Origin of the sequence: Pseudomonas sp. JY-Q (assembly GCF_001655295.1) — a bacterium.
Lineage (GTDB): Bacteria > Pseudomonadota > Gammaproteobacteria > Pseudomonadales > Pseudomonadaceae > Aquipseudomonas > Aquipseudomonas alloputida.
In genome coordinates this window covers 2,101,090-2,124,521 of sequence record NZ_CP011525.1, presented here as the reverse complement: position 1 = coordinate 2,124,521, position 23,432 = coordinate 2,101,090, and the positions used below count along the sequence as shown (strand labels likewise).

Sequence of the window (23,432 nt, the reverse complement as noted above, 5' to 3'; positions counted from 1 at the left end):
AGCTACCTGACAGCCGGCGGCAGCGAACATCGTGGCGCTTCTGCATGAGGCCACGCCATGTTGCGCAACCCCTCGCGCCGTACGTTTGTCAAAGGCCTGGGCGCCGCCAGCACGCAGGCGGGCGGCAACAAACCGCGCTGCGCCTGGAAGCCGCTTACGCTATGCTGCTGACCAACCGCTGGATACTGGAGCCGACCCTGGAGGCCAACCTCTACGGGCGCAACGACGCCGGGCGCGAGCAAGGCGCGGGGTTGGCCGACAGCGTGGTGGGCCTGCGCCTGCGCGACGAGATCACGCACGGCTTCGCCCCCTACGTCGGGCTCAGTTTCAACCGCCTGCGCGGCTCACGAGCCAACCAGGCCCTGGAAGACGGCGAAGAGCCGGGCCGGACCCGCCTTGTCGCCGGTATCCGCCTGCGTTTTTTAAGGAGTGCTTCACCATGCTGCGCAAACACCTGCTGACCCTGAGCCTGCTGGCCGTCACTGGCCTGGCCCAGGCCGCCGAGACCATCGACGTCTACCGCGACCCCAACTGCGGCTGCTGCAAGGCCTGGATCAGCCACCTGCGTGACAACGGCTTTACCGTCAACGACCACGTCGAGCCAAACATGAGCGCCGTCAAGCAACGCCTCGGCGTGGCGCCACGCCTAGCGTCGTGCCACACCGGGGTGATCAACGGCAAGTTCGTCGAAGGCCACGTGCCGGCCGAGCAGGTGCGCCTGCTGGCCAAGCGCAACGACCTCAAGGGCCTGGCGGTGCCGGGCATGCCCATGGGCTCGCCCGGCATGGAGATGGGTGACCACAAGGATGCCTACCAGGTCATCGGGGTGACCCAGGATGGCCAGGACACCGTGGTCGCCAACTACTGATGCTCAGCCTGGGGGCGCTGTTTCTCAGCGCCTTTGGTGCCGCCACCCTGCTGCCGCTGCAATCGGAGGCCGTGCTGGTCGGTCTGTTGCTGCGCCAGCCCGAGGCATGGGCGATCCTGCTGCTGGTAGCCACCCTGGGCAACGTGCTCGGCTCGGTGGTCAACTGGCTGCTGGGCCGGGCCATCGAGCACCTGCGCGACAAACGCTGGTTCCCTTTCAGCGCTGCCCAGCTGGCGCGTGCGCAGCAGCGCTACCAACGCTGGGGGCAATGGTCGCTGCTGCTCAGCTGGATGCCGGTGATCGGTGACCCGCTTACGCTGATCGCCGGGATCATGCGTGAGCCGTTCTGGCGCTTCCTGTTGCTGGTGACCCTGGCCAAGGCTGGCCGCTATGCAGTGCTTGCCATGATCACCCTGGGCTGGTTTCACGCCTGGTAACACCTTTCAGGTTTCGCGTGGTCCACTGCCTGTTACAGTCGCCCCATTCAACCTGGCCCTACACGGAGTGCCCCCATGCTGCGCGCAACCGCCCTCGCCCTGGCCTGCCTTGCCAGCAGTTCGGCCATCGCTGCCGAGTCGCCTACCTACGGCCCCCAGCTCGAAGGCTTCAGCTACCCGCACCCCCTCAAGCATTTCGACTTCAAGTCCCAGGGCCAGGCCCTGCAGATGGGCTACATGGACGTGCCCGCCCAGGGCCAGGCCAACGGCCACAACGTGGTGCTGATGCACGGCAAGAACTTCTGCGCCGCCACCTGGGAAACCACCATCGACGCCCTGAGCAAGGCCGGCTACCGGGTCATCGCGCCCGACCAGGTCGGCTTCTGTACGTCGAGCAAACCGGCGCATTACCAGTACAGCTTTCAACAACTGGCCGACAACACCCATGCCCTGCTCGAACAGCTGGGTGTGAAACAAACCATTGTGCTCGGCCACTCCACCGGCGGCATGCTGGCCACCCGCTATGCGCTGATGTACCCACAGCAGGTGGAACGCCTGGCAATGGTCAACCCGATCGGCCTGGAAGACTGGAAAGCGCTGGGGGTGCCCTACCGCACCGTGGACCAGTGGTATGCCCGCGAACTCAAGCTGGATGCCGAAGGCGTACGTGCATATGAGCGCAAGACCTATTACGCCGGGCGCTGGAAGCCTGAATATGAACGCTGGGTGCAGATGCTGGTGGGCTTGAACAAAGGGCCGGGGCATGAAGCGGTGGCGTGGAACTCGGCACTGATCTACGACATGATCTTTACCCAACCGGTGTACCACGAGTTCAAGCACCTGCAGATGCCGACCCTGCTGCTGATCGGCGACCAGGACACCACGGCCATCGGCAGCGATGTCGCGCCGCCGGAGGTAAAGGCCAAGCTGGGCAACTATGCAGAGCTGGGGCCGCAGGTGGCCAAGCTGATACCCAAAGGTGAGCTGATCACGTTCGAAGGCATGGGGCACGCGCCGCAAATCGAGGAACCGGTGCGGTTCAATCGCACCCTGGTCGAATGGCTGGGCAAGTGAGCCAATGATTGGCCCCTGTGGGAGCACGCAGGCTTTGGGATTTTGCGCACGCCCGCTGCTGCCACAGGGTTCCTTTACACGTTCCAGACCTGCGCTTCCGTCCAGCCCAGCTCGGCAAAGTCGCCCGCCCGCAACTCGGCCTCTTCTTCGCAGAAAAACTCATCCAGCTGTGGTGGCCTGACCGCTGTATCACTGAGCATTGCGTGCACCTGCCCACGGTGATGCACCTGATGTTCGAACAGATGCGCCAGCAACCGCAGCCGCTGCTCGCGCTGCACCCGATCGGGCCGCACGACGCTCACATAGCGGCCAAGGTCGCCATCACTCAGCCCCCGGCAGTAGGCGATCAAACGGTGGTCAGCCTGGGCCTGCTCGGCATGCAGATCGGTGCAGGTGGCAAACGGCTGCTCCGGGTCGAAAAAGCGTTCGCCGTCGGCATCGGGCTGCTCGCCGCGCTGCTCGCACTCGAGCATATGCAGGTAAAACCAGTCCACCGTCAGCAAGTGGTTGAGGGTGGCCTTGATCGACGGGAAGAAGCTGCAACGCGGGGCGACGAACTCGTCCTGGGTCAGTTGCAGGCAGGCCTTGTACAGGCGGTGGTTGGCCCAGCCATTGTTATAGGCCTGGGTCAGCAGATGATGCGATAGCGGCTGCATGGTCGGCTCCTTTTCAGGCGAAGCGTTGCAGTTGCATCTCCCGTAGCCGGCTCAGGGTGCGCTGGTACGGGAACGCCAGATACCCTTGAGTGTAGAGGGCATCGAGCGGCACCTGTGCCTCCAGGTACAACGCCACCCGACGGTCATAGCATTCGTCGACCAGGGCAATGAAGCGGCGAACCGCATCGTCCTTGGGCGACAGCGCCGGCAGTTCACGGTCACCCGCCACGACCCTCGCCGCGCCATCTTCGGTGCCTCGGGCAATACGCCCCGCCCGCTGTTCCCCGCCCAGCGCCGGAATGCCGGAGACCAGAATCGAGGGAAAACGGTCGCACAAGGCCATGAACTCCATGGCCGCCAAGGGTTGATCGCACAGATCGGTGAAACGACACCAGATAGCCTGCTCACTGCGACGCACGACGTGAATGTGCCTTGAGCCAATAATCAAGGGCTGATCCGTGCCGGCGTCTTCGGGGCTGAGCTGGCGAAACACCTCGGCCAACGGGCTGGTCTGCCCTGCCTCGGCTACCCAATAGCGCTGCCGCGCTTCACCGGGGTGCAGGCGGTGATCCTGCTCGCCCGCTACCGGCAGGACCTGCATGTGACGACCAATGGCGGCGATGGCCGGCAGGAACCGCTCGCGGTTGAAACCATCGCGGTAGAGCTGCTCCGGTGGCTGGTTGGAAGTGGCAACAATCACCACGCCCTGATCGAACAATACCTGGAACAGGCGGCCGAGGATGATCGCATCACCGATGTCGTTGACGAACAGTTCATCAAAGCACAGCACACGGATTTGCCGCGCCAGCTCCGCCGCCAGGGCCAATAGCGGGTCGGCGGTGCCGTTGAGCTGAAACAGGCGTTGATGCACCCAGGCCATGAAGTGATGAAAGTGCTGGCGCCGGCTCGGTATGCGCAGACACTGGTGGAACTGGTCCATCAGCCAGGTCTTGCCGCGCCCGACCGGGCCCCAGAGGTAGAGGCCTTGGGTGGGGCGGCCCTGCTCGAGGGACTGGAAGCAGGCTTGCAAGGCCTCGACGACGCGGGCCTGGGCGGGGTCAGCGACGTAGCCCCGAGTGCTCAGGGCTTGCTGGTAGAGGGTTTGGGGGTCGATGGCCATGGCCGCATTCTACCCGACTGTCACCCTCGGTGCAGGCGCGCGTCAGTCGGCCAGGCCGACCTTGAGTAGCGCGCCGTCCTTGTCATCGGTCAGTACATACAGGTAACCATCTGGCCCCATCCGCACATCACGGATACGCGCCTTCAGGTCACCGAGCAACCGCTCTTCGTGCACCACCTTGTCGCCCTCCAGTTGCAAGCGGATCAATTCCTGCGTGGCCAGCGCCCCTATGAACAGATTGTGGTCCCAGGCCTTGAACGTTGGGCTGTCGTAGAATGCCATACCGCTGATACCCGGTGACTTTTCCCATACATGGTGCGGGTCGACCATGCCGTCTACATGCTCGCCCTTGGCCTCGGGGATGGGCAGCAGCGAGTAGTTGATGCCGTGGGTCGCAATCGGCCAACCATAGTTCTTGCCAGGCTTTGGAATGTTGATTTCATCCCCTCCGCGCGGGCCGTGTTCGTGGGTCCACAGCTGGCCTGTCCAGGGGTTGAGCGCGGCGCCTTGCTGATTACGGTGGCCGTACGACCAGATCTCCGGGCGCACGTTGTCCTTGCCGACGAAGGGGTTGTCTTTGGGCACTTCGCCGTCCGGCAGAATACGCACGACCTTGCCTTGCAACTTGTCCAGGTCCTGGGCAGTGGGGCGTTGGTTATTCTCGCCCAGGGCGATGAACAGGTAGCCATTGCGGTCGAACACCAGCCGCGAGCCGAAGTGGTTACCCACCGACAGCTTGGGCAGCTGGCGGAAGATCACGGTGAAATGCTCCAGCCGGGCGCGGTCCTCGGACAGCTGCCCGCGGCCGACCGCAGTACCGGCCTTGCCGTCACTGCCCTCCTCGGCGTAGGACAGGTAAACGGTGCGGTCCTTGCCGAACTCCGGTGACAGTGCCACATCCAGCAAGCCGCCCTGGCCTTCGGCCCAGACCTTGGGTACACCGCTGATCGGCGGGCCGACCTTGCCTTCGGCATTGACCAGCCGCAGGTTGCCGGCGCGCTCGGTCACCAGCATGTCCTTGCCACCGGGCAGGAAGGCCAGGGCCCAGGGGTTGCGCAGGCCATCGGCAAGCGTGTCGACGATCAAGGTGCCTTCTTCGCTGGGGAACCGCTGTTCGGCCGCCGCATGCGCCCACAGTGGCAACAGCGCGGCGGCGGTCAGGGTGACTAGCCAGGGTGCTCGAAGCATGCCGGATTCCTTTCAAGTGGGCTTAAGGCGCACGAGGGTTGTCGCGCGGTGGCCGGGTGGGTTCCAGGTTCGGGGTTTGCTGCTGACGGCGCAGGTTGTCGCCATTGCCGATGCCGCGGTTGTCCAGGGTGGGTGGGCGCTGGTACGGGTCGGTGGACGGGCCACGTACCGGAGGCGTAGCTGGCATGCTGCCTTGACGACTGTTGGGGTTGGCCCGCTGGATCGGGCTGTTGTAAGGGTTGCTGTTGCCGACAGCATGTTGCACGGGCTGCTGCGCAGCTGCGTGCGCGGGCAGGCACAGCGCCAGGCTGAGGGCCAGGATGGGCAATGTCGGGGTCATGCTTCACCTCCTGTACGAAAATGCCGCGCCTGGTGGGTTTGATAGCCTAAGGCGCGAGGGGTTCGCGGCAAAAGTGTGAATGCGGGTGGAGTTGATTCCTGATGTTTCAGTATGGGCCGCGGAGGGCTGCTTCGCCCTCCAATGGCCGCAACCTTCTACTGGCCGTTATCCACCTTGTGCCGCGCCGCATACAGGCACAGCATCTCCATGGCCAGGGTTGCCCCGGCCAATGCAGTGATATCGGCATGGTCATAGGCTGGCGCCACTTCCACCAAGTCCATGCCTACCAGGTTGATGCCACGCAGCCCACCCAGAATCTCCAGCGCCTGCACCGTGCTCAGCCCGCCACACACCGGCGTTCCGGTACCGGGCGCGTAGGCCGGGTCGAGGCAGTCGATGTCGAAGGTCAGGTACACCGGCCGCTCGCCCACCCGCTGGCGAATCGCTGCAATCACCGCCTCTGTGCCTTGGCGGTGCACCTGCCTGGCGTCGAGAATGGCAAAGCCCTGGCTGTCGTCATTGGTCGTGCGCAGGCCAATCTGCACCGAGTGGGCCGGGTCAACCAGGCCTTCGCGGGCGGCATGCCAGAACATGGTGCCGTGGTCGATGCGCTTACCCGCCTCGTCCGGCCAGGTGTCACTGTGCGCATCGAAATGGATCAGCGCCAGCGGGCCATGGCGGCGGGCGTGAGCCTTGAGCAGCGGGTAGCTGATGAAGTGGTCGCCACCAAGGGTCAGCATGGCGCAACCCGCCTGCAGAATGTGCTCGGCATGGGCCTCGATGCTGTCCGGTACCGACTGCGGCGTGCCGCTGTCGAAGGGGCAGTCGCCATAGTCGATGACCGCCAGGTGGTCGAACGGGTCGAACGCCCACGGCCAGTGGCGGGCCCAGGCCTGCTGGACCGAGGCAGCACGGATCGCCCGCGGGCCGAAGCGCGCGCCGGGGCGGTTACTGGTGGCCGTGTCGAACGGCACACCGCTGACCACCACATCCACACCGCGCAAGTCGCGGCTGTAGCGGCGGCGGGAAAAACTGACAACACCGGCGTAGGTGCTTTCTGCGGCGGTACCATACAGGCTATCGCGGGTCATGGCCTGGTCATTGCTTGCGGCTTGGTCCACGGTCGGGCTCCTTGATTGTCATGGGCTACTGCCGGCTGCGGAAGGCGGTCCACAGACGGTTGCGTTGTCGCAGGTCGGCCAAGGCCATGCTGCGGTCGGCATACAGGCGCTGACGCACCTCGGCCGACGGATAGATATCCGGGTCGTTGCGCACCGCTTCGTCCACCAGCGGCGTGGCAGCCTGGTTGGCATTGGCGAAGAACAGCGTGTTGGTCAGCGCTGCCACCGACTCTGGCTTGAGCATGAAGGCGATGAACGCCCGTGCGGCCTCGGGGTGCGGGGCGTCCTTGGGGATGACCAGGTTGTCCTGCCATACCAGCGTGCCTTCGCGGGGGATGCGGTAGATCACCTCGAACGGCTTGCCGGCACGACGGGCCTGGTCGGCGGCCATCGCGGCATCACCGTTGTAGGTCAGCGCCAGGCACACGCTGCCATTGGCCAGGTCGTTGATCTGCCGGCCGTTGGCAACGTAGCTGACCGACGGCTGCAACTGGCTGAGCAGGTTCTGCGCGGCAGCCAGGTCATCCTTGTTCTGGCTGTAAGGGTCCTTGCCCAGGTAGTTCAGGGCTACGCCGATCACCTCCTGGGGCGAGTCAGGCAAAGCGATGCCGCAACCCTTCAGGCGGGTGGCGTACTCGGGCTTGAACAACAGGTCGAGGCTGTCCAGCGGTACATCGCCAAGGCGCTGGCGTACTGCCTCCACATTTACCCCCAGGCCCAGCGTGCCCCAGGTGTACGGCACAGCATGGCGGTTGCCGGGGTCAACCTCGGCCAGTTTGCCCAGCAGGTCCTTGTCGAGGTTGCCATAGCCAGGCATGGCCTGAGCGTTCAGCGGTTGCAGGGCATTGGCCTTGAGCGCTCGGGCCAGCACGGTGGACGACGGCACCACCACGTCGTAGCCGCTACCACCGGTCAACAGCTTGGTTTCCAGCACCTCGGGGGTGTCAAAGGTGTCGTAACGCACCTTGTAGCCCGTTTCCTGTTCGAAGCGCTGCAAGGTTTGCGGGGCGACGTAATCGGCCCAGCTGTAGAGATTGACGACCTTTTCTTCGGCCTGCAGCGGCAGGGCCAGAACCAGAGACAAAAGGCACAACGATCGACGCATGGCGGACACCTCGGTAAATGGGTGGATGCCGCGAGCATGCCAGCCGGGTTACATTGCACAAATGGCAAGTTTGCAAAGCTGACATTCATCAGGAGCAATGTAATGCTCGGACAAGTGCACGACCCCGACCTGCACCTGCTGCGGCTGTTCGTCACTGTAGTCGAGGCAGGTGGCTTCAGCGCCGCTCAAGGCGTGCTGGGCCTGAGCCAGCCCACCATCAGCCAGCGCATGGCGCAATTGGAGGCACGCTTGGGTTACCGCCTGTGCAGCCGCGGCAAGGGTGGTTTTCGCCTGACGGAAAAAGGTGAATTGCTATTGGAGGCGGCGCGTGGGCTGCTGCTGAACATCGAGCAGTTTCGCCAGCAGGCCAACGGCGTTGCCGGGCGGCTGCTGGGAACTGTGCGCATAGGCATGGCGGAAAATCAGGACAAGGCGGTGAGCCTGAAACTGGCGGCGGCCATTGCGGCATTTCGCAGGCGAGAAGAATCGGTGCAACTGGAGCTTGTCAGTGCACCGCCGGCGGAGCTGGAACGGCTGTTGCTGGAGCAGCGACTGGACTATGCCATCAGCTACTTTTCCGGCAACCAGGCGGCCTTTGATTACCAGCCCTTGTTCGCGGAGCGCCAGCGGCTGTATTGCGGCAAGGGGCATGTGCTGTATGGCGAGACGGATGTTGGGCTTGAGCGGTTGCTGGACATGGACCAGGTGCGCCATCCGTACCGTTTTCTCAAAGGGGGCGAACCATTCCAGAGCAGACGCAGCACGGCAGTGGCGGAGCAGATCGAAAGCGTGCTGACGTTCATTCTGTCTGGGCGGCATATTGGCTACTTGCCATGCCACTGTGCACAGGGCTGGGAGGCCGAGGGGCTGTTATGGGCGCTGGACCCTGAGCTTGATTTTGGGGTGCCGTTCACCTTGGCCCGGCACCGGGCACAGGGGGTTGGAGAGGCAGCCCATGTATTTGCGCAGGATTTGCTGGCGGCGTTTGCCTGAACCGGCCCCTTCGCGGGTGAACCCGCGCCTACACCGGATCGGTGGTGGACACCTGTCGGTGGCTGGGCACAGGCACCGTCGTGTAGGAGCGGGTTTACCCGCGAAAGGGCCGGCCCTGCTGGCCAATCTCCACCAGACGTTCACCGTTGCCGCCGCTACCGTATTCGCGGGTAAACCCGCTCCTACGCCGGATCGGGGGTGGACACAGGTCGGTGGCTGGGCACAGGCCGTCGTGTAGGAGCGGGTTCACCCGCGAAGGGGCCGGCCCTGCTGGCCAATCTCCACCAGGCGTTCACCGTTGACGCCGCTACCGTATTCGCGGGTAAACCCGCTCCTACGCCGGATCGAGGGTGGACAAGCATCGGTGGCTGGGCACAGGCACCGTCGTGTAGGAGCGGGTTTACCCGCGAAGAGGCCGGCCCTGCTGGCCAATCTCCACCAGACGTTCACCGTTGCCGCCGCTACCGTATTCGCGGGTAAACCCGCTCCTACGCCGGATCGGGGGTGGACACAGGTCGGTGGCTGGGCACAGGCCGTCGTGTAGGAGCGGGCTCACCCGCGAAGGGGCCGGCCCTGCTGGCCAATCTCCACCAGGCGTTCACCGTTGACGCCGCTACCGTATTCGCGGGTAAACCCGCTCCTACGCCGGATCGAGGGTGGACAAGCATCGGTGGCTGGGCACAGGCACCGTCGTGTAGGAGCGGGTTTACCCGCGAAGAGGCCGGCCCTGCTGGCCAATCTCCACCCGCCGTTCACCCACCCGCCGTTCACCGTTGCCTCCGCGAACAGGCCCGTTCAGGCCACCACAATCAGTAAGCCATGCTCCAGCTCAGCGTGTAGGTCCGCCCACGCCCCTGGTAGTCATACAGATACGCCGGCCCGTAGGTCGGCGAATAGAACAACGTCGCACGCTGTCCCCATACCGTGCTGTACTGCTTGTCCAGCACGTTCTGGATACCGGCACTGACGGTGCCGAAACCGGTGTCTTGGCTGCCCAGCAGGTCGAAGGTGGTGTAACCGTCAATCTCGTGATCGGCATCGTCCTTCAGGCTGAAGGCATGGTTGGCCTGCAACCGTACACTGCGGCCATCGCCCTTCCAGCCGACAAATGCGGTGGCCTTGGACAACGAGGCATAACGGGCATCGCGCTTGATCCAGCCGCCGTCCTCGGCCTCTTCCTCGGAGCGTGTCATGTGCAATGTGCCGCCGGTTTCCCAGCCGGTCTGGAAGTGCCGGGTCAGTGCACCTTCAAAGCCAAAGTCGCGGCTTTTCTGCTCTTCCACGTCGATGGTCAGCGTTTGCGAATCGACGTTGATGATCTTGTCCGACCAGATGTAGTACAGCGCTGCCTGTGCATCCCAATCCAGGTCGGCATAGCGCCAGCCCACTTCCACCTGGCGGCTCTTGATACCGGCCAACGGGTTATCGGCCACGCTCAGACCCGGCTTGCCGTAGTACTTGGCCGGGTCAGGCAGGTCGAAGCCTTCGCCATAGTTGCTCCACACCTGGTGGCCGTTCTTGAAGTCGTAGATGGCACCGACGTTGAACAGGTTGACCTGATAGTCGTTACTGCCACCTGGCACGCCCTTGAAGTCGCTGACATCCACGTCCATCTGCTGCCGCCGGGCACCACCGGACAATGTCAGGTTGTCGGTGGCATGCCAGTCCAGCTGGGCATACACCGACACACCATCCACCCGGTAGCTGGGGTAGCGTGCGGCCTTGCTGTCTTTTTCCAGCTCAAGGCCACCCGACTCGGACGAGGTCTGGGCGTTGAAGGTGGTCTGCTCGGCGTTGAAGCGCTCGCGGTCCAGGTCGACGCCGTAGGTCAGCTTCAGCGTATCCCACTGTTTGGCAAACAGGCCCTTGAGGCTGGTAACTTCGAAGTTTTGCTGCGAGGCGGCAAAGTACACCCCGCGCGAGCCGGTGGGCGTGGCACGGTTGTAGTACGGGAACGGGTAGAAGTTGTCGTCTTCCTTGCGGTACGAGGCCTGCAGGTAGAAGTCCTGGCCCAGCACGTCGGTGTGGTGGTAATTGGCGTTGAGCAGCAAGCGCCGCGTACGCGGCTCCAGGTCCGATGAATAACCGCTGCGCAGCTCGGCGTCTTCCAGGTCGGATGGCGCGTTGTAGTTCAGGTTGGGGAAGTAGATACCCGTGCTGCCGTGGTTGCCCGAGTCGTAGTACTGGGCCAACAGGTCGAGGCTCTGCTGGTCGTTCAGCTGCAGGCCCAAGGTACCGAGTACGTCGATGGTGCGGTTGTACTGCAGGTCGGTCTGGGTGTTGTCGATGAAGATCTGGTCGCCAGCACCATCGTAGAAGGCTTCGTTCTGCTCACCGGAAACGCCCAACCGGGCATTGACCCGTTCGTTGCCGCCGCTAACCGACTGGGCGAAGCGGGTGGCCAGGTCGTCGCTGTTGTTGAAACCGCTGCTGGCCCCCAACTGGGTCTCGAAGCGCGCCGGGCCAGGCTCGCCCTTTTTGGTCACGATGTTGATGATGCCGCCAGTGGCGCCACCGCCGTAGATGGCGCTGGCGCCAGACAGCACTTCGACGCGCTCGACGTTGAACGGCGAAATGCTGTCGAACTGGCGCGACAGGCCGCGGGAGCTGTTCTGGCTGACCCCGTCGATCATCACCAGCACGTTGCGCCCACGCATGTTCTGGCCGTAATTGGTGCGCCCTTCCGGCGCCAGGTCAAGGCCCGGTACCAGCTTGCCGATGGCTTCCTTCAGGCTGACGCCGCTGTCGATCTGCTCGCGCAATTGCTGCTGGTCGACCACCCAGACGGTCCCAGGGATTTCGCTGATGGCAGTGCTGGTGCGTGAGGCTACGCTGACTTCGATCGGCTTGAGGTTGACCGCCTGCGGCGCGGCCTCGGCCTTGCGCAGGGTGACGGTGCGAGCCTCGCTGAACTGCCAGCTCATGCCGCTGCCGGCCAACAACTGCTGCAGGGCCTGCTCGACACTGTAGTTGCCCTGCAACGCCGGGCTGACCTGGCCGGCGACATCGCCTGTGGTGTACAGCAGGTGCAGGCCGGCTTGGTCGGCGAAGGTGGTCAGCGCCTGGTCCAGCGGCTGGGCTGGCAGGTCGAGCTGGACCTGGCGAGCTTGCATCTGGGTCTGTTCGGCAGTCGTCGCGGCCCCTGCGTGCAGGGGGCCGAGCAACAGGGCCATGGCACTGCAAGACATCAAGGCATGGTGAAAAGGACCGCGACGGCGGTGCAAGGGCTTGAGCATCAGAGGCACGAATGAGCTTCCTGACAAGTCGTAAATGAGAATGGGTTGCTGATCAGTCTCACTACGACGATCTGGCTTGCAGGAACTTGCAGTGGCAAATGGAAAATATTTTTGTTTCTGTCCGGCCTCTTCGCGGGCAAGCCCGCTCCTGCAACGACTGCGTCCGCCTGAAAGTTGTGCGACCTGTGCAGGAACGGGCTTGCCCGTTGAGAGGCCGGCACAGGCTGATCAATGCACCACGGCCAACCATGGCAGGTAGGTCACCTTCAGGCCATACCGCTGCTCCAACGTCCGCAACAGGGCCTCAGGTTCATCCAGGTCAAACACCCCGCTCACCTCCATCGCAGCCAGCTTGCTGTCGGACAACACAATGCGCCCATGCCGGTATCGCTCAAGCTCCGTCAGCACCTGCCCCAGCGGCTTGCCGTTGAAGATCAGCTTGCCACGCTGCCAGGCCATCTGCGTGCCGGCATCGGCCGCCACCGCCAGTTCATGTTCACCCACCTTGGCTTCACCGCGTGCCAACACGACGTGGCCATCGCGGTGCACGCTGAAGGTGGCGGCATTGCCCTGCACCCGCGCACCGGCCGTTTCGACCACGAACGGACGTGAATCATCGGCGGTCTCGAACAGCGCCTCACCCGCATCCAGTACCACACGCCGCTCATGCTCGCTGAACGCCACGCTCAAGGCACTGGCGCTGTTCAGCGTCACCCGTGTGCCATCTGCCAGGGTAATGACCTGCCGCTCGCCCACGGCGGTGTGGTAATCGGCCAGCAGCATCGGGGCTTGCTGCCAACCCGCCACGGCGGCGACCAGCAACACCACCGATGCCGCCACACCCGCCTGCTTCAGCCGGCCGCGGCAATGGCGCAAGGCCTGGCCGATATACTTTGCCACCATGCTCTCGGAAACCCCCAGGCGTTGAGCGACCTGCTTCTGGGTCAGGCCCTCGACACGGTTGAGCAACAGCGCCTGGCGGGCATTGTCGGGCAACTGCAACAGGGCCTGGTCAAGAATCTGCAAGCGCTCGCGGGCCAGCAACGCCGCCTCGGGTGCCGGCGCCGGACAGGCCACCTCACAGGCTCCGTCGCTGTCGTCGTGGCTGGCGGCGATGCGTTGCTCACGGCGCAAGGCGTCAATCGCCAGGTTGCCGGCCACACGGAAGATGAAACTGCGCGCGTGCACCACCGGGACCGCCTGCTCGTCGATGTTCACCAGCTTCAGGTAGGTTTCCTGCGCCACATCGGCCGCGCGCTGACGGTCGCTCATGCGCCGCGTCAGAAACTGCAGCAGGTCGTCGTAGTGCTCCTGGAAGCTTGCCAGCAGGCCCGACATGGGTGAAGTCAGCATGATTGGGGAACAGCCAGCAAGAGAGGTTATCGGGCGTTAATGAGAAACAGTATCTTTCATATGAACCGATACTTTCAACGTCGACGCGCATTTGCCACACTGCCAGCTCCACTCCGGCAAGGTCACAGCCCATGACTGCCCGTCTGTACCGATACACCCGCCTGTTTCTGGTCCTGCTGATGGCCTTTGGCCTCGCGGCCTGTGCGCTGCTCCAGCCACGCGACCCGGTGAACATCAGCGTGATCGGCATCGAACCACTGCCCGGGCAGGAGCTGGAACTGCGCATGGCGGTGAAAATGCGGGTGCAAAACCCCAATGAGTCACCGATCGATTACAACGGCATCGCCTTGAACCTGGAAGTGAACGGCCAGCCGCTGGCCGCTGGTGTCAGTGACCAGCAGGGGCACATTGGCCGCTACGACGAAGCGGTGATCGTGGTGCCGGTAAGCATCACGGCGTTTTCCTTCCTGCGCCAGGCCTATGGGCTGGGCAAGGTAGATTCGCTGCAGGGTCTACCCTACAAGCTGCGCGGCAAACTGGCCGGCGGGCCGCTGGGGACCGTGCGTTTTACCGATGAAGGCAAGCTGGACCTGCCCAAGGGCACCTACTGATAAGCGCCGGGCGGGTGTGCTCAGCGGTTGGCGCTGGCTGCGGCCATCAGCTTGTTGACTTCGCTGCGCACCATGCTGGCGTATTCAGGCGGCGTCATGCCGTCCAGTTCGGCGCGCACCCACTCGGCCCATTTGCCTTTGCGCCGTGGCTTTTCGGCAATCAGCCGGGCGGCTTCGCCCTTGGCTTTGCCCAGGTTGTTCTGCCACATCTCGAACAACCGGGCCTTCTCTGCCTCGATCTGCGCCCGTTCCTCGAAGCTCATGTTGGCCAGATTGAAACTCATGAAGGTACCTGCAGGTTTGAAAATGGCCGCTATCTTACACCCAGGCACAGCATCACCGGAAAGCCGCCGCAACTTTCCCGACGTGGCGGCATCCATTGTTCACATCACCCCCATTGACGAGGACGAGTTCATGGCCCGGAAAAACGCCACGCTGGCGGACAGCGATCAGATCAAGGACCAGGTATTCAGCGAACTGCAATCGCTGATAGAAGAATCGGAAAAACTGCTGAACGACAGTGCCGCACTGGTCGGCGAAGAAGCAGAGACGTTGCGCGCCCAGGTGAGCCTGAAGCTGCGCCAGGCACGCCAGGCGGCGAGCAACGTGCGCAGCAAGGCGCAACCGGTGGTGGACGCCACTCAGGACTACATCGGCGGCCACCCCTGGCAGACCGTGGCCATTTCCGCCGGCCTCGGGTTGGCGGTAGGCCTGCTACTGGGCCGGCGCAGTTAAGGCCTGCGCCGCCTGGTGCACATCAGGCGGCCAAAGCCTGCGGGATGCCGCTGTGGAAGCGCAGTTCCTGGTCTGGCGACTGGATCAGCTCCATTTCCGCAGCGCGTACCAGCTCGACACGGCGGGCGATGTCCGCCTCATCACCGTAGTTGTGCGCCAGTTTCAGGTAGCCCTGGTAATGGCGCGCTTCGCTTTTCAGCAACCCGTGGTAAAAGCGGCCCAGCTCTTCATCCAGATGTGGCACCAGCGCGGCAAAACGTTCGCAACTGCGCGCCTCGATGAACGCCCCCACCACCAGTGTATCCACCAGCTTGACCGGCTCGTGGGCGCGCACCAGTCGGCGCAACCCCGACGCGTAACGCCCCGCCGATACCGGGCGCAACGGCACCCCGCGACGCTTCATGAGGCGTAACACCTGTTCGTGATGCACCAGCTCCTCGCGGGCCAGGCGCGACATCATGTTGATCAGATCAAGGTGAGTGTTGTACTTGGCGATCAGGCTCAAGGCCGTGCTGGCGGCCTTGAACTCGCAGTTCTTGTGGTCGATCAGCAGGGTTTCCTGGTCGGCGAGCGCCGCTTCGATCCAGGCGTCTGGCGTCGGGCAGCCAAGAAAGGCGTCGATTTCGGGGATCAGGGACATAAGCGTGCAACCACACAGAACAGGCAGGGCCGGCGATTATACCGGCGGCGGCTGGCGATGCCAGTGACTATGCTTGATGTACATCAAGCGCTGGAGGGGGAAGCGCCGACTATAGTCAGGCATTGGTCGCCATCATCGAAGGGAGTTAACGCCCATGCAAGCCGTCCGCAGCATTCTCGTCGTCCTCGACCCCGCGCACGCTCACAGCCGGGCGCTTACGCGCGCCAAGCTGATTGCAGGCGTCACGGGCGCACGCCTGCACTTGCTGATGTGTGACAAGCGGCATGATCACAGTGCGCTGCTCAGCCTGCTGAGCAGCCAGTTGCATGATGACGGCTACGCCAATGTCACCCATGAAGAGGGCTGGCGCGACAGCCTGCACGACACCATCATCCATGTACAGCAGGCCGAAGGCTGCGAACTGGTGATCAAGGAACACCGCCCGGACAACCCGCTGAAAAAGGCCCTGCTCACCCCCAGCGACTGGAAGCTGCTGCGCCAATGCCCGGGTACCGTGCTGATGGTCAAGAGCGAACGGCCGTGGACCGGGGGCAAGATTTTGGCGGCGGTGGACGTGGGTAACCAGGACGAAGACCACCGCCGCCTGCATGCCAGCATCATCGACCACGGCTTCGAGATTGCCAAACTGGCCAAGGGAGAACTGCATGTCATCAGCGCCCACCCGTCGCCGATGCTGTCAGCGTCGGACCCGGCCTACCAGCTGAGCGATACGATCGAAAAACGCTACCGTGAAGCATGCAAGGCGTTCCAGGCCGAATACGGCATCAGCGATGAGTGCCTGCACGTGGCCGAAGGGCCAGCGGATGTGTTGATTCCGCATACCGAAAAGAAGCTCGATGCAGTGGTGACCGTGATAGGCACGGTGTGCCGCACGGGGATTTCCGGGGCGTTGATTGGCAATACCTCGGAAGTGGTGCTGGATGCGCTGGAGGGCGATGTGCTGGTGCTCAAGAGCGAAGAAGCCATTGCCCACCTGGCGGAGTTGGCCCGCGGCTGAGTAGGCAATATGCAGGCCCCTTGTAGGAGCGGGTTCACCCGCGAATGCGTCATTGATTTCAACGCCACATTCGCAGGCAAACCCGCCCCAAGGTTCCGTTGCCGCCCGGGAATCTAGACCAACGCCTCCCGCACCTTCGGGTCAAGCCCCTCCCCCGCGTGGGCCTCGCTCCACTCCGCCAATTGCCGGAGCATCGCCGGCGTCCAGAAGCTCTTCAGATGCTGCCGCACCCCTTGCACCGCCAGCGCCCGGTCTGGCTCGCTGTCGAAGTAATGGGCAATCTGGTTGGCCATCTTGACCAGGTTTTCACTGCTCATCGGCGAACCTCGGCTTTCTCCGCAGCACGGCGCTCTTTCAGCAGCCGCTGCTGTTCATCACTGAAGTCCTGATAGCGCTTCTGCCATTGCGATGGCTGGAACACTTTCACCACCTCCACTGCCGTCACCTTGTACTCGGGGCAGTTGGTGGCCCAGTCGGAGTTGTCGGTGGTGATCACGTTGGCACCCGACTCCGGGAAGTGGAAGGTGGTGTACACCACGCCCGGCGCCACCCGCGCACTGACCTTGGCACGCAGCACAGTCTGCCCGGCGCGGCTGCCGATGCCGACCCAGTCACCGTCGTGGATGCCACGGCTTTCCGCGTCGGTCGGGTGGATCTCCAGGCGGTCGGCATCATGCCAGGCAACGTTGGCAGTGCGCCGGGTCTGGGCGCCGACGTTGTACTGGCTGAGGATACGACCGGTAGTCAGCAGCAACGGGTAGCGGTTGTTGACCTTTTCGTCGGTGGGCACGTAGCCGGTGAGCATGAAGCGGCCCTTGCCACGCACGAACTGGTCGATGTGCATGGTCGGCGTGCCGTCTGGCGCAGCGTCGTTGCACGGCCACTGCAGGCTGCCATGGCGGTCAATTTCCGCGTAGCTGACACGACGGAAGGTCGGCGTCAGGCGGGCGATCTCGTCCATGATCTCGGACGGGTGGCGGTAGTTCATCGGGTAGCCGAGGGCGTTGGCCAGGGCCACGGTAGCTTCCCAGTCGGCCTTGCCTGCCAGCGGCTCCATGACCTTGCGCACCCGCGAAATACGCCGCTCGGCGTTGGTGAAGGTGCCGTCCTTTTCCAGGAACGAACTGCCCGGCAGGAACACATGGGCGAACTTGGCAGTTTCGTTGAGGAAAATGTCCTGCACCACCACGCACTCCATGGCGAGCAAGGCCGCCGTGACGTGCTGGGTATTGGGGTCGCTCTGGGCGATGTCCTCACCCTGGCAGTACAGCGCCTTGAAGCTGCCATCCAGCGCCGCCTCGAACATGTTGGGAATGCGCAGACCCGGGTCAGGCTGCAAGGTCACACCCCAGGCCCGTTCGAACTCGGCGCGCACGCCCTCGTTGGAGACATGCCGGTAGCCGGGCAGCTCGTGGGGGAACGAGCCCATGTCGCACGAGCCCTGCACGTTGTTCTGCCCGCGCAGCGGGTTCACCCCTACTCCTTCACGGCCGATGTTGCCAGTGGCCATGGCCAGGTTGGCAATGCCCATCACTGCGGTGCTGCCTTGGCTGTGCTCGGTCACACCCAGGCCGTAGTAGATGGCCGCGTTGCCGCCGGTGGCATACAGCCGTGCCGCAGCGCGGATCTGCTCAGGTGGCACGCCACAAACCGGGCCGAGCACCTCGGGAGCGTTGTCTGGCAGGCTGACGAAGTCGCGCCAACGGGCAAAGTCTTCGGTTTCGCAGCGGGCATCGATGAAGCGCTGGGCCAGCAGGCCCTCGGTGACGATCACGTGGGCCAGGGCGTTGAGCATGGCCACGTTGGTGCCCGGGCGCAGTTGCAGGTGCAGGTCGGCGCGGGCGTGCGGCGAGTCGACCAGGTCGATGCGCCGTGGGTCGATCACGATCAGCCGCGCCCCCTGGCGCAGGCGGCGCTTGAGCTGCGAGCCGAACACCGGGTGCGCATCGGTGGGGTTGGCGCCAATCACCAGCACAACGTCGGCCTGCATCACCGAGTCGAAGCTTTGCGTGCCGGCTGACTCACCCAGGGTCTGCTTCAGGCCATAACCGGTGGGCGAATGGCACACCCGTGCGCAGGTGTCGACGTTGTTGTTACCAAACGCCGTGCGCACCAGTTTTTGCACCAGGTAGGCTTCTTCGTTGGTACAGCGGCTGGAGGTGATGCCGCCGATGGAGTCGCGCCCGTATTTGAGCTGGATGCGGCGGAACTCGCTGGCGGCATAGGTCACGGCCTCGTCCCAGCTGACTTCCTGCCACGGGTCTTCCAGGCGCTTGCGGATCATCGGTTTGGTGATGCGGTCCGGGTGGGTGGCGTAGCCCCAGGCAAAGCGGCCCTTGACGCAGGCGTGGCCGTGGTTGGCGCCACCGTTCTTGTCCGGGACCATGCGCACCAGCTGGTCACCCTTGATTTCGGCGCGGAACGAGCAGCCAACACCGCAGTAGGCGCAGGTGGTAATGACCGAACACTCAGGCTGGCCAAGCTGCACCAGGCTCTTTTCCGTCAGGGTCGCGGTCGGGCAGGCCTGCACGCAGGCGCCGCACGACACGCATTCGGAAGCCAGGAAGTTTTCGCCACCCGCGGCCGCCACCCGCGATTCGAAACCACGCCCGGTAATGGTCAGGGCGAACGTACCCTGGATGTCCTCGCAGGCGCGCACACAGCGGCTGCAGACGATGCACTTGCTCGGCTCGTAGTCGAAATACGGGTTGGAAACGTCTTTTTTCTCGTCCAGGTGGTTGGCGCCGTCATAGCCGTAGCGCACCTCACGCAGGCCCACCTGGCCGGCCACGGTCTGCAGCTCGCAGTTGCCGTTGGCCGAACAGGTCAGGCAGTCCAGCGGGTGGTCGGAAATGTACAGCTCCATGACGTTGCGACGCAGGCCGGCCAGGCGCGGGGTTTCGGTGCGCACCACCATGCCTTCACTGACTGGCGTGGTGCAGGATGCCGGGTAGCCACGCATGCCTTCGATTTCCACCATGCACATGCGGCAGGAGCCGAAGGCTTCGAGGCTGTCGGTGGCGCACAGTTTGGGGATGCTGGTGCCCAGCATGGCGGCGGCGCGCATGACCGAGGTGCCAGCAGGCACGCTGATGGCGCGGCCATCGATGCTCAGGCTGACCTGCACGTCGCTTTCGCGGGCCGGGGTGCCGAGGTCGCTGCTTTTATCACAAGCGGGGTCGAAGAAATTGATCACTGTGCGGCCTCCGTGGTGGTCAGCCCAAAATCGGCGGGGAAGTACTTGAGCGCGCTGGCCACCGGATAGGCAGTCATACCGCCCATGGCGCACAACGAACCGTACTGCAGGGTGTCGCACAGGTCGCGCAGCAACAGCGCCTGGTCATGGCGCTCGGTGATGTCGCTGCTGGCGATCAGCCGGTCGACCACTTCCATGCCCCGGGTGGAACCGATACGGCACGGGGTGCACTTGCCGCAGGACTCCTCGGCACAGAACTGCAGGGCGAAACGCGCCATGCTGGCCATGTTCAACGTATCGTCGGCCACCACCACACCGCCGTGGCCGAGCATCGCGCCCACGGCAGCAAACGCTTCATAGTCCAGTGGGGTGTCGAAATGGCTGGGGGGTACCCAGGCACCAAGCGGGCCACCGACCTGCGCGGCCTTCAGCGGGCGGCCACTGGCCGTACCACCGCCGTAGCCTTCCACCAGCTCGCGCAGGGTCAGGCCGAACGCGCGCTCGACCAGGCCACCCTGGCGAATGTTGCCGGCCAGCTGGAACGGCATGGTGCCCAGCGAGCGGCCCATGCCGAAATCGCGATAGAACGCTGCCCCCTTGGCCAGAATGATGGGCACCGAAGCCAGGGTAAGCACGTTGTGCACCAGCGTCGGCAGGCCGAACAGCCCTTGCAGCGCAGGCAGCGGTGGCTTGGCGCGGACAATGCCACGCTTGCCTTCGATGGATTCGAGCAGCGCGGTTTCTTCGCCGCAAATATAGGCGCCGGCGCCCACCCGCACCTCCAGGTCGAACGCCTGGCCGCTGCCGGCTACGTCAGCACCCAGGTAGCCAGCGTCACGCGCGATGGCGAAGGCCTGGTCGAGTACCCGGATGGCATCGGGATACTCCGAGCGCACATAGATATAGCCCTTGTCGGCACCCACGGCGAGGCCGGCAATGATCATGCCCTCGATCAGCAGGAAGGGGTCGCCTTCCATCAGCATGCGATCAGCGAACGTGCCCGAGTCACCCTCGTCGGCGTTGCACACCACGTACTTCTGCCCGGCGCCAGCGTCACGCACGGTGCGCCACTTGATGCCGGCCGGGAACGCCGCACCACCACGGCCACGCAGGCCGGAGTCGAGTACTGCGGCAACCACTTCGGCACCGTCCAGCGCCACGGCGGCCTCGAGGCCTGCGAAACCGCCATGGGCACGATAGTCGTCCAGTGACAATGGGCGGGTGATGCCCGCGCGTGCGAACAGCAAGCGTTGCTGGGTCTTGAGATAGGGTATTTCTTCGACCGGCCCCAGTGCCAGCGAGTGGCCACCGGGTTCGCCCGCCAAGGCATCAAGCAGTGACGGCACATCGTGTGGCGTAATCGGGCCGAAACCCAGGCGCCCTTGCGCACTGTCGCACTCGATCAGCGGCTCCAGCCAGTAAAGCCCGCGCGAGCTGGTGCGCTGGATGTCCAGTGGCAACTGGCGGCGCTCGGCCTCATGCAGCAGGGCATCGGCAACCTGATCGGCACCCACGGCACGGGCTACCGAATCACAGGGAATATACAGCTTCAGCATGCTGAGTCCTCCCGGCAACCATTGACCAAGTCCCGCAGGCGCTCAGGGGTGAGGCGCGCGTGCACCTGGCCGTCCAGCTCCAACGCTGGCGAGCAGGCACAGGCACCCAGGCAATAAACAGGGCGCAGGCTGATGGCGCCGTCGGCGCTGGTGCCGTGGTCGCCCAGTGCCAACTGTTCACGCAATTGCGCGGCGAGGGCTTCGGCGCCACGGCTCTGGCACGACTCGGCACGGCACAGGCGCAGGGTGTGGCGAGCGGGCGGCGCGGTGCGGAAGTCGTGATAAAAACTGATAACCCCACGCACTTCAGCCAGGCTGAGGTTGAGGGCATGGGCGATCTCGGGAACAGAAGCGTCGGGGATGTAACCCAGCTCGTGCTGGACGGCATGCAGGATCGGCAACAGGGCACCCGGGGTGTCCTTGTCGCGGGCCAGAATGCGCTGGATTACAGGCAGGTGGAGCAATTCATCAGGCATACAGCGGACCTCGGCATCACGGACCCTGCCTGATTTTTTTTAAGGGGCAGGTTTCCGGCGTGTTCTGCTGCGGCGCACCGCCCACGTCACAGTTGCGTGGTACTGGCGGCCTCCTCGCCCACGGCCGCACGTCTGCGCGCACTGACCCTTGGGCATCCTGCTAGCATGGCACTTGTAGCGCCGAGGGGTTGCATGCGAGCGACCAGGCGCATTCTGAAACCGACGAACGTGGTTACGCCCCGGCATCATCTGCCACGGCTTGCCGATCAGGTGGGTCTTGAAACCATCGTTGCATGCACCAGGCCCTCGAAACCGAACCTGGTCCATTGCCGGGCCTGCCAGACGGCAGCCCCGGCAATGGGCTGCCATCCAGCATGGCGACGGGGCAGAACGCGACTGAGTTCAGTCGGTAGACTGCACCGTTGCGGTGTCGGCGGCGGGGGCCGGAGCCTGGGCCTGGACCTGGGCCTTTGACTTCGCACGATTGCGTCGATCCTGGCTGCGTTGCCGCGCAGCCTGCTGCTTGGCATGCAGCGCCTGAGCGGCGGTCACAGTACCCGCGGCCTGACCGTTCAAGTCAAGGCGCGGAGCATTCTCCACCATGCTCGCCCAGTATCGAGCGCCCCGGCACCACGTGGAAATGCCCAGCTTGAGCTGTTCACGGGTTAACCCAAGCAGCTCCAGGTGTTGCTCGGCATCCTTGAAAATGCCCTCCTTGAGCGGCACCTTGGGGGCCGGGTTGACCGGGAAAGCCAAGGGAAAATGCTTCTGCAGTGGCCAGATCGCTGCCACCGCCGGGTCCATCTCACGCGGCTTCGCCTGCGGGGGCGACTTGCGCTTGGGCGGTTTCGCGCTCTCGGCCTTTACCTGCCCTTTTTCCGCCCGCAGGCGGTCTCGTAGCTCAGCTAGTTGTTCAAAACCCATTGTTCATTCACTGCTTCGAAGTTGATTGCGTGGTGCAAGGATACCCCATGCAGCCAGCACATTGCTTGCGGGCCAACTTTCCCGGCCAGCCCAGGCACAAGCGCATGCCTGTGCGACGGCCCTCAGCTGAACACCCAAAGCACGCGTGTGGGCTTGTCGGTCAGGTTGGCATACCGAAAACGGGCGTGGGGTTGCAACTGAAAACTGTCATTGGCGTACAGCGTGACCGGGTCAGCATCGCCCAACCATACGGTCAGTTCGCCTTCGAGCACGAAGCAGCCCTGCTCCGAGCTGTCGTCCAGGTACTCCTCGCCACTGCTGGCCCCCGGCTGCAAATGGCTATCCAGCATGGAAAACGCGCCCGTTATGGAGGGCGATGCCAGCACATCGGTGATGCCACCTGCCAGGTGCAGCGTGCGACGCTCGTGCGGGCGGGTCACCCAGTCGAGCTCACGGGGTTTGTCCAGCTTGTAGAAGTAGGCTGTGGATACACCGAGCTCTTCGCTGATGGCTGTGAGATCGGCCACGGTCGGGCGTGACACGCCGCGTTCGACCTGGGACAGAAAGCCCACCGAACGGCCGATGCGCTGTGCCAGCTCGCCCAGTGTCAGGCCCTTGAACTTGCGCAGGTCGCGAATCAGTACTGCCAGGCCTTCGATTTCTTCGTGCACTTTCATGGTTGAATCGCGACTTTCAGACGGGAAATGGATGCCCAGAAAAGTACAGGATTCATTTCACAAAGCAAAATGCTTTGCGGAAGGTGCCTGACGTGAAATGTACGATTG

At 64.0% G+C, this 23,432-nt stretch carries 23 protein-coding genes and 1 pseudogene; 8 read left to right on the top strand and 16 right to left on the bottom strand.

Annotated elements, in window-relative coordinates; all coding sequences use genetic code 11:
- Window positions 1-110: 110 nt before the first annotated feature.
- The 4 genes and pseudogenes from AA098_RS09515 to AA098_RS09500 all read left to right on the top strand — a co-directional run.
- Window positions 111-461: pseudogene (locus AA098_RS09515) on the top strand (copper resistance protein B); the annotation flags it as partial.
- Entirely contained in the window at window positions 440-868 is a 429-nt protein-coding gene (locus AA098_RS09510) for a DUF411 domain-containing protein (protein WP_020190886.1), read from the top strand. The pseudogene AA098_RS09515 and the gene AA098_RS09510, both read left to right, overlap by 22 nt.
- A complete protein-coding gene (locus tag AA098_RS09505) occupies window positions 868-1,305 on the top strand; it encodes a YqaA family protein (protein ID WP_003248912.1) in 438 nt (145 codons plus the stop codon). The genes AA098_RS09510 and AA098_RS09505 overlap by 1 nt, the downstream gene beginning before the upstream one ends.
- Window positions 1,306-1,380: 75 nt before the next feature.
- Entirely contained in the window at window positions 1,381-2,379 is a 999-nt protein-coding gene (locus AA098_RS09500) for an alpha/beta fold hydrolase (protein WP_060546699.1), read from the top strand.
- A gap of 74 nt (window positions 2,380-2,453) precedes the next feature.
- Here the strand turns inward: AA098_RS09500 and AA098_RS09495 are convergent, their stop codons facing one another.
- The 6 genes from AA098_RS09495 to AA098_RS09470 all read right to left on the bottom strand — a co-directional run bounded on the left by AA098_RS09495 (window position 2,454) and on the right by AA098_RS09470 (window position 7,909).
- Window positions 2,454-3,035 carry a DinB family protein gene (locus tag AA098_RS09495; protein ID WP_004576772.1) on the bottom strand — a complete coding sequence of 194 codons (582 nt, stop codon included), beginning with the start codon at window positions 3,033-3,035 and terminating at the stop codon, window positions 2,454-2,456.
- 13 nt (window positions 3,036-3,048) lie between these two features.
- Window positions 3,049-4,155 carry a cell division protein ZapE gene (gene zapE, locus AA098_RS09490; RefSeq protein ID WP_054889714.1) on the bottom strand — a complete coding sequence of 369 codons (1,107 nt, stop codon included), beginning with the start codon at window positions 4,153-4,155 and terminating at the stop codon, window positions 3,049-3,051.
- A 42-nt stretch (window positions 4,156-4,197) separates the two neighbouring features.
- A complete protein-coding gene (locus AA098_RS09485; RefSeq protein WP_047604604.1) occupies window positions 4,198-5,343 on the bottom strand; it encodes a PQQ-dependent sugar dehydrogenase in 1,146 nt (381 codons plus the stop codon).
- Window positions 5,344-5,365: 22 nt separating this feature from the next.
- On the bottom strand, window positions 5,366-5,683 hold the full coding sequence (locus AA098_RS09480; protein ID WP_004576769.1) for a hypothetical protein: 318 nt from the start codon (window positions 5,681-5,683) through the stop codon (window positions 5,366-5,368).
- A 155-nt stretch (window positions 5,684-5,838) separates the two neighbouring features.
- Entirely contained in the window at window positions 5,839-6,804 is a 966-nt protein-coding gene (gene speB, locus AA098_RS09475; protein ID WP_004576768.1) for an agmatinase, read from the bottom strand.
- A 25-nt stretch (window positions 6,805-6,829) separates the two neighbouring features.
- Entirely contained in the window at window positions 6,830-7,909 is a 1,080-nt protein-coding gene (locus AA098_RS09470) for an extracellular solute-binding protein (RefSeq protein ID WP_004576767.1), read from the bottom strand.
- A gap of 102 nt (window positions 7,910-8,011) precedes the next feature.
- Between AA098_RS09470 and AA098_RS09465 the strand changes: the two genes are divergently transcribed.
- On the top strand, window positions 8,012-8,902 hold the full coding sequence (locus tag AA098_RS09465) for a LysR family transcriptional regulator (protein WP_054889712.1): 891 nt from the start codon (window positions 8,012-8,014) through the stop codon (window positions 8,900-8,902).
- Window positions 8,903-9,711: 809 nt separating this feature from the next.
- Here the strand turns inward: AA098_RS09465 and AA098_RS09460 are convergent.
- Window positions 9,712-12,138, bottom strand: a complete 2,427-nt coding sequence (locus AA098_RS09460; protein WP_064614122.1) for a TonB-dependent receptor — start codon at window positions 12,136-12,138, stop codon at window positions 9,712-9,714.
- Window positions 12,139-12,366: 228 nt separating this feature from the next.
- The gene (locus AA098_RS09455) at window positions 12,367-13,491 is read right to left on the bottom strand and encodes a sigma-70 family RNA polymerase sigma factor (protein WP_014859685.1); all 1,125 of its coding nucleotides are present in this window, start codon (window positions 13,489-13,491) and stop codon (window positions 12,367-12,369) included.
- Between the two features lie 131 nt (window positions 13,492-13,622).
- Between AA098_RS09455 and AA098_RS09450 the strand changes: the two genes are divergently transcribed.
- Complete coding sequence (locus tag AA098_RS09450; protein WP_004576763.1) at window positions 13,623-14,102, top strand: LEA type 2 family protein; 480 nt, start codon at window positions 13,623-13,625, stop codon at window positions 14,100-14,102.
- A 20-nt stretch (window positions 14,103-14,122) separates the two neighbouring features.
- Here AA098_RS09450 and AA098_RS09445 read toward each other — a convergent pair whose 3' ends face one another.
- Window positions 14,123-14,386 (bottom strand): hypothetical protein, encoded by a 264-nt coding sequence (locus tag AA098_RS09445; RefSeq protein ID WP_003248880.1) that lies wholly within the window; start codon window positions 14,384-14,386, stop codon window positions 14,123-14,125.
- Between the two features lie 22 nt (window positions 14,387-14,408).
- On the opposite strand from AA098_RS09445, the gene AA098_RS09440 reads away from it, so the two are divergent.
- Complete coding sequence (locus AA098_RS09440; protein ID WP_012053125.1) at window positions 14,409-14,837, top strand: YqjD family protein; 429 nt, start codon at window positions 14,409-14,411, stop codon at window positions 14,835-14,837.
- Window positions 14,838-14,859: 22 nt separating this feature from the next.
- On the opposite strand, the gene AA098_RS09435 is transcribed toward AA098_RS09440, so the two are convergent.
- Window positions 14,860-15,477 carry a tRNA-(ms[2]io[6]A)-hydroxylase gene (locus tag AA098_RS09435; RefSeq protein WP_003248869.1) on the bottom strand — a complete coding sequence of 206 codons (618 nt, stop codon included), beginning with the start codon at window positions 15,475-15,477 and terminating at the stop codon, window positions 14,860-14,862.
- Between the two features lie 154 nt (window positions 15,478-15,631).
- On the opposite strand from AA098_RS09435, the gene AA098_RS09430 reads away from it, so the two are divergent.
- Window positions 15,632-16,495 (top strand): universal stress protein, encoded by an 864-nt coding sequence (locus tag AA098_RS09430; protein WP_004576762.1) that lies wholly within the window; start codon window positions 15,632-15,634, stop codon window positions 16,493-16,495.
- 113 nt (window positions 16,496-16,608) lie between these two features.
- Here the strand turns inward: AA098_RS09430 and AA098_RS09425 are convergent, their stop codons facing one another.
- From AA098_RS09425 to AA098_RS09400, 6 genes are all read right to left on the bottom strand, one after another.
- The gene (locus AA098_RS09425) at window positions 16,609-16,812 is read right to left on the bottom strand and encodes a formate dehydrogenase subunit delta (RefSeq protein WP_003248864.1); all 204 of its coding nucleotides are present in this window, start codon (window positions 16,810-16,812) and stop codon (window positions 16,609-16,611) included.
- The gene (gene fdhF, locus AA098_RS09420) at window positions 16,809-19,691 is read right to left on the bottom strand and encodes a formate dehydrogenase subunit alpha (protein ID WP_064614121.1); all 2,883 of its coding nucleotides are present in this window, start codon (window positions 19,689-19,691) and stop codon (window positions 16,809-16,811) included. Before fdhF ends, AA098_RS09425 begins: the two co-directional genes overlap by 4 nt.
- The gene (locus AA098_RS09415) at window positions 19,688-21,247 is read right to left on the bottom strand and encodes an NADH-quinone oxidoreductase subunit NuoF (RefSeq protein WP_054889140.1); all 1,560 of its coding nucleotides are present in this window, start codon (window positions 21,245-21,247) and stop codon (window positions 19,688-19,690) included. Before AA098_RS09415 ends, fdhF begins: the two co-directional genes overlap by 4 nt.
- Window positions 21,241-21,723, bottom strand: a complete 483-nt coding sequence (locus tag AA098_RS09410; protein ID WP_004576760.1) for a formate dehydrogenase subunit gamma — start codon at window positions 21,721-21,723, stop codon at window positions 21,241-21,243. Before AA098_RS09410 ends, AA098_RS09415 begins: the two co-directional genes overlap by 7 nt.
- Before the next feature lie 402 nt (window positions 21,724-22,125).
- Window positions 22,126-22,647 carry a ProQ/FinO family protein gene (locus AA098_RS09405; protein ID WP_064614120.1) on the bottom strand — a complete coding sequence of 174 codons (522 nt, stop codon included), beginning with the start codon at window positions 22,645-22,647 and terminating at the stop codon, window positions 22,126-22,128.
- A gap of 122 nt (window positions 22,648-22,769) precedes the next feature.
- Window positions 22,770-23,324, bottom strand: a complete 555-nt coding sequence (locus AA098_RS09400) for a helix-turn-helix domain-containing protein (protein WP_003248854.1) — start codon at window positions 23,322-23,324, stop codon at window positions 22,770-22,772.
- Between the last annotated feature and the right edge of the window lie 108 nt (window positions 23,325-23,432).

Bases quoted from the DNA above. Each gene is read 5' to 3' on its own strand.
- AA098_RS09510 (WP_020190886.1), top strand. From the start codon at position 440: ATGCTGCGCAAACACCTGCTGACCCTGAGCCTGCTGGCCGTCACTGGC.
- AA098_RS09505 (WP_003248912.1), top strand. From the start codon at position 868: ATGCTCAGCCTGGGGGCGCTGTTTCTCAGCGCCTTTGGTGCCGCCACC.
- AA098_RS09500 (WP_060546699.1), top strand. From the start codon at position 1,381: ATGCTGCGCGCAACCGCCCTCGCCCTGGCCTGCCTTGCCAGCAGTTCG.
- AA098_RS09495 (WP_004576772.1), bottom strand. From the start codon at position 3,035: ATGCAGCCGCTATCGCATCATCTGCTGACCCAGGCCTATAACAATGGC.
- zapE (WP_054889714.1), bottom strand. From the start codon at position 4,155: ATGGCCATCGACCCCCAAACCCTCTACCAGCAAGCCCTGAGCACTCGG.
- AA098_RS09485 (WP_047604604.1), bottom strand. From the start codon at position 5,343: ATGCTTCGAGCACCCTGGCTAGTCACCCTGACCGCCGCCGCGCTGTTG.
- AA098_RS09480 (WP_004576769.1), bottom strand. From the start codon at position 5,683: ATGACCCCGACATTGCCCATCCTGGCCCTCAGCCTGGCGCTGTGCCTG.
- AA098_RS09470 (WP_004576767.1), bottom strand. From the start codon at position 7,909: ATGCGTCGATCGTTGTGCCTTTTGTCTCTGGTTCTGGCCCTGCCGCTG.
- AA098_RS09465 (WP_054889712.1), top strand. From the start codon at position 8,012: ATGCTCGGACAAGTGCACGACCCCGACCTGCACCTGCTGCGGCTGTTC.
- AA098_RS09460 (WP_064614122.1), bottom strand. From the start codon at position 12,138: ATGCTCAAGCCCTTGCACCGCCGTCGCGGTCCTTTTCACCATGCCTTG.
- AA098_RS09455 (WP_014859685.1), bottom strand. From the start codon at position 13,491: ATGCTGACTTCACCCATGTCGGGCCTGCTGGCAAGCTTCCAGGAGCAC.
- AA098_RS09450 (WP_004576763.1), top strand. From the start codon at position 13,623: ATGACTGCCCGTCTGTACCGATACACCCGCCTGTTTCTGGTCCTGCTG.
- AA098_RS09445 (WP_003248880.1), bottom strand. From the start codon at position 14,386: ATGAGTTTCAATCTGGCCAACATGAGCTTCGAGGAACGGGCGCAGATC.
- AA098_RS09440 (WP_012053125.1), top strand. From the start codon at position 14,409: ATGGCCGCTATCTTACACCCAGGCACAGCATCACCGGAAAGCCGCCGC.
- AA098_RS09435 (WP_003248869.1), bottom strand. From the start codon at position 15,477: ATGTCCCTGATCCCCGAAATCGACGCCTTTCTTGGCTGCCCGACGCCA.
- AA098_RS09430 (WP_004576762.1), top strand. From the start codon at position 15,632: ATGCAAGCCGTCCGCAGCATTCTCGTCGTCCTCGACCCCGCGCACGCT.
- AA098_RS09425 (WP_003248864.1), bottom strand. From the start codon at position 16,812: ATGAGCAGTGAAAACCTGGTCAAGATGGCCAACCAGATTGCCCATTAC.
- AA098_RS09415 (WP_054889140.1), bottom strand. From the start codon at position 21,247: ATGCTGAAGCTGTATATTCCCTGTGATTCGGTAGCCCGTGCCGTGGGT.
- AA098_RS09410 (WP_004576760.1), bottom strand. From the start codon at position 21,723: ATGCCTGATGAATTGCTCCACCTGCCTGTAATCCAGCGCATTCTGGCC.
- AA098_RS09405 (WP_064614120.1), bottom strand. From the start codon at position 22,647: ATGGGTTTTGAACAACTAGCTGAGCTACGAGACCGCCTGCGGGCGGAA.
- AA098_RS09400 (WP_003248854.1), bottom strand. From the start codon at position 23,324: ATGAAAGTGCACGAAGAAATCGAAGGCCTGGCAGTACTGATTCGCGAC.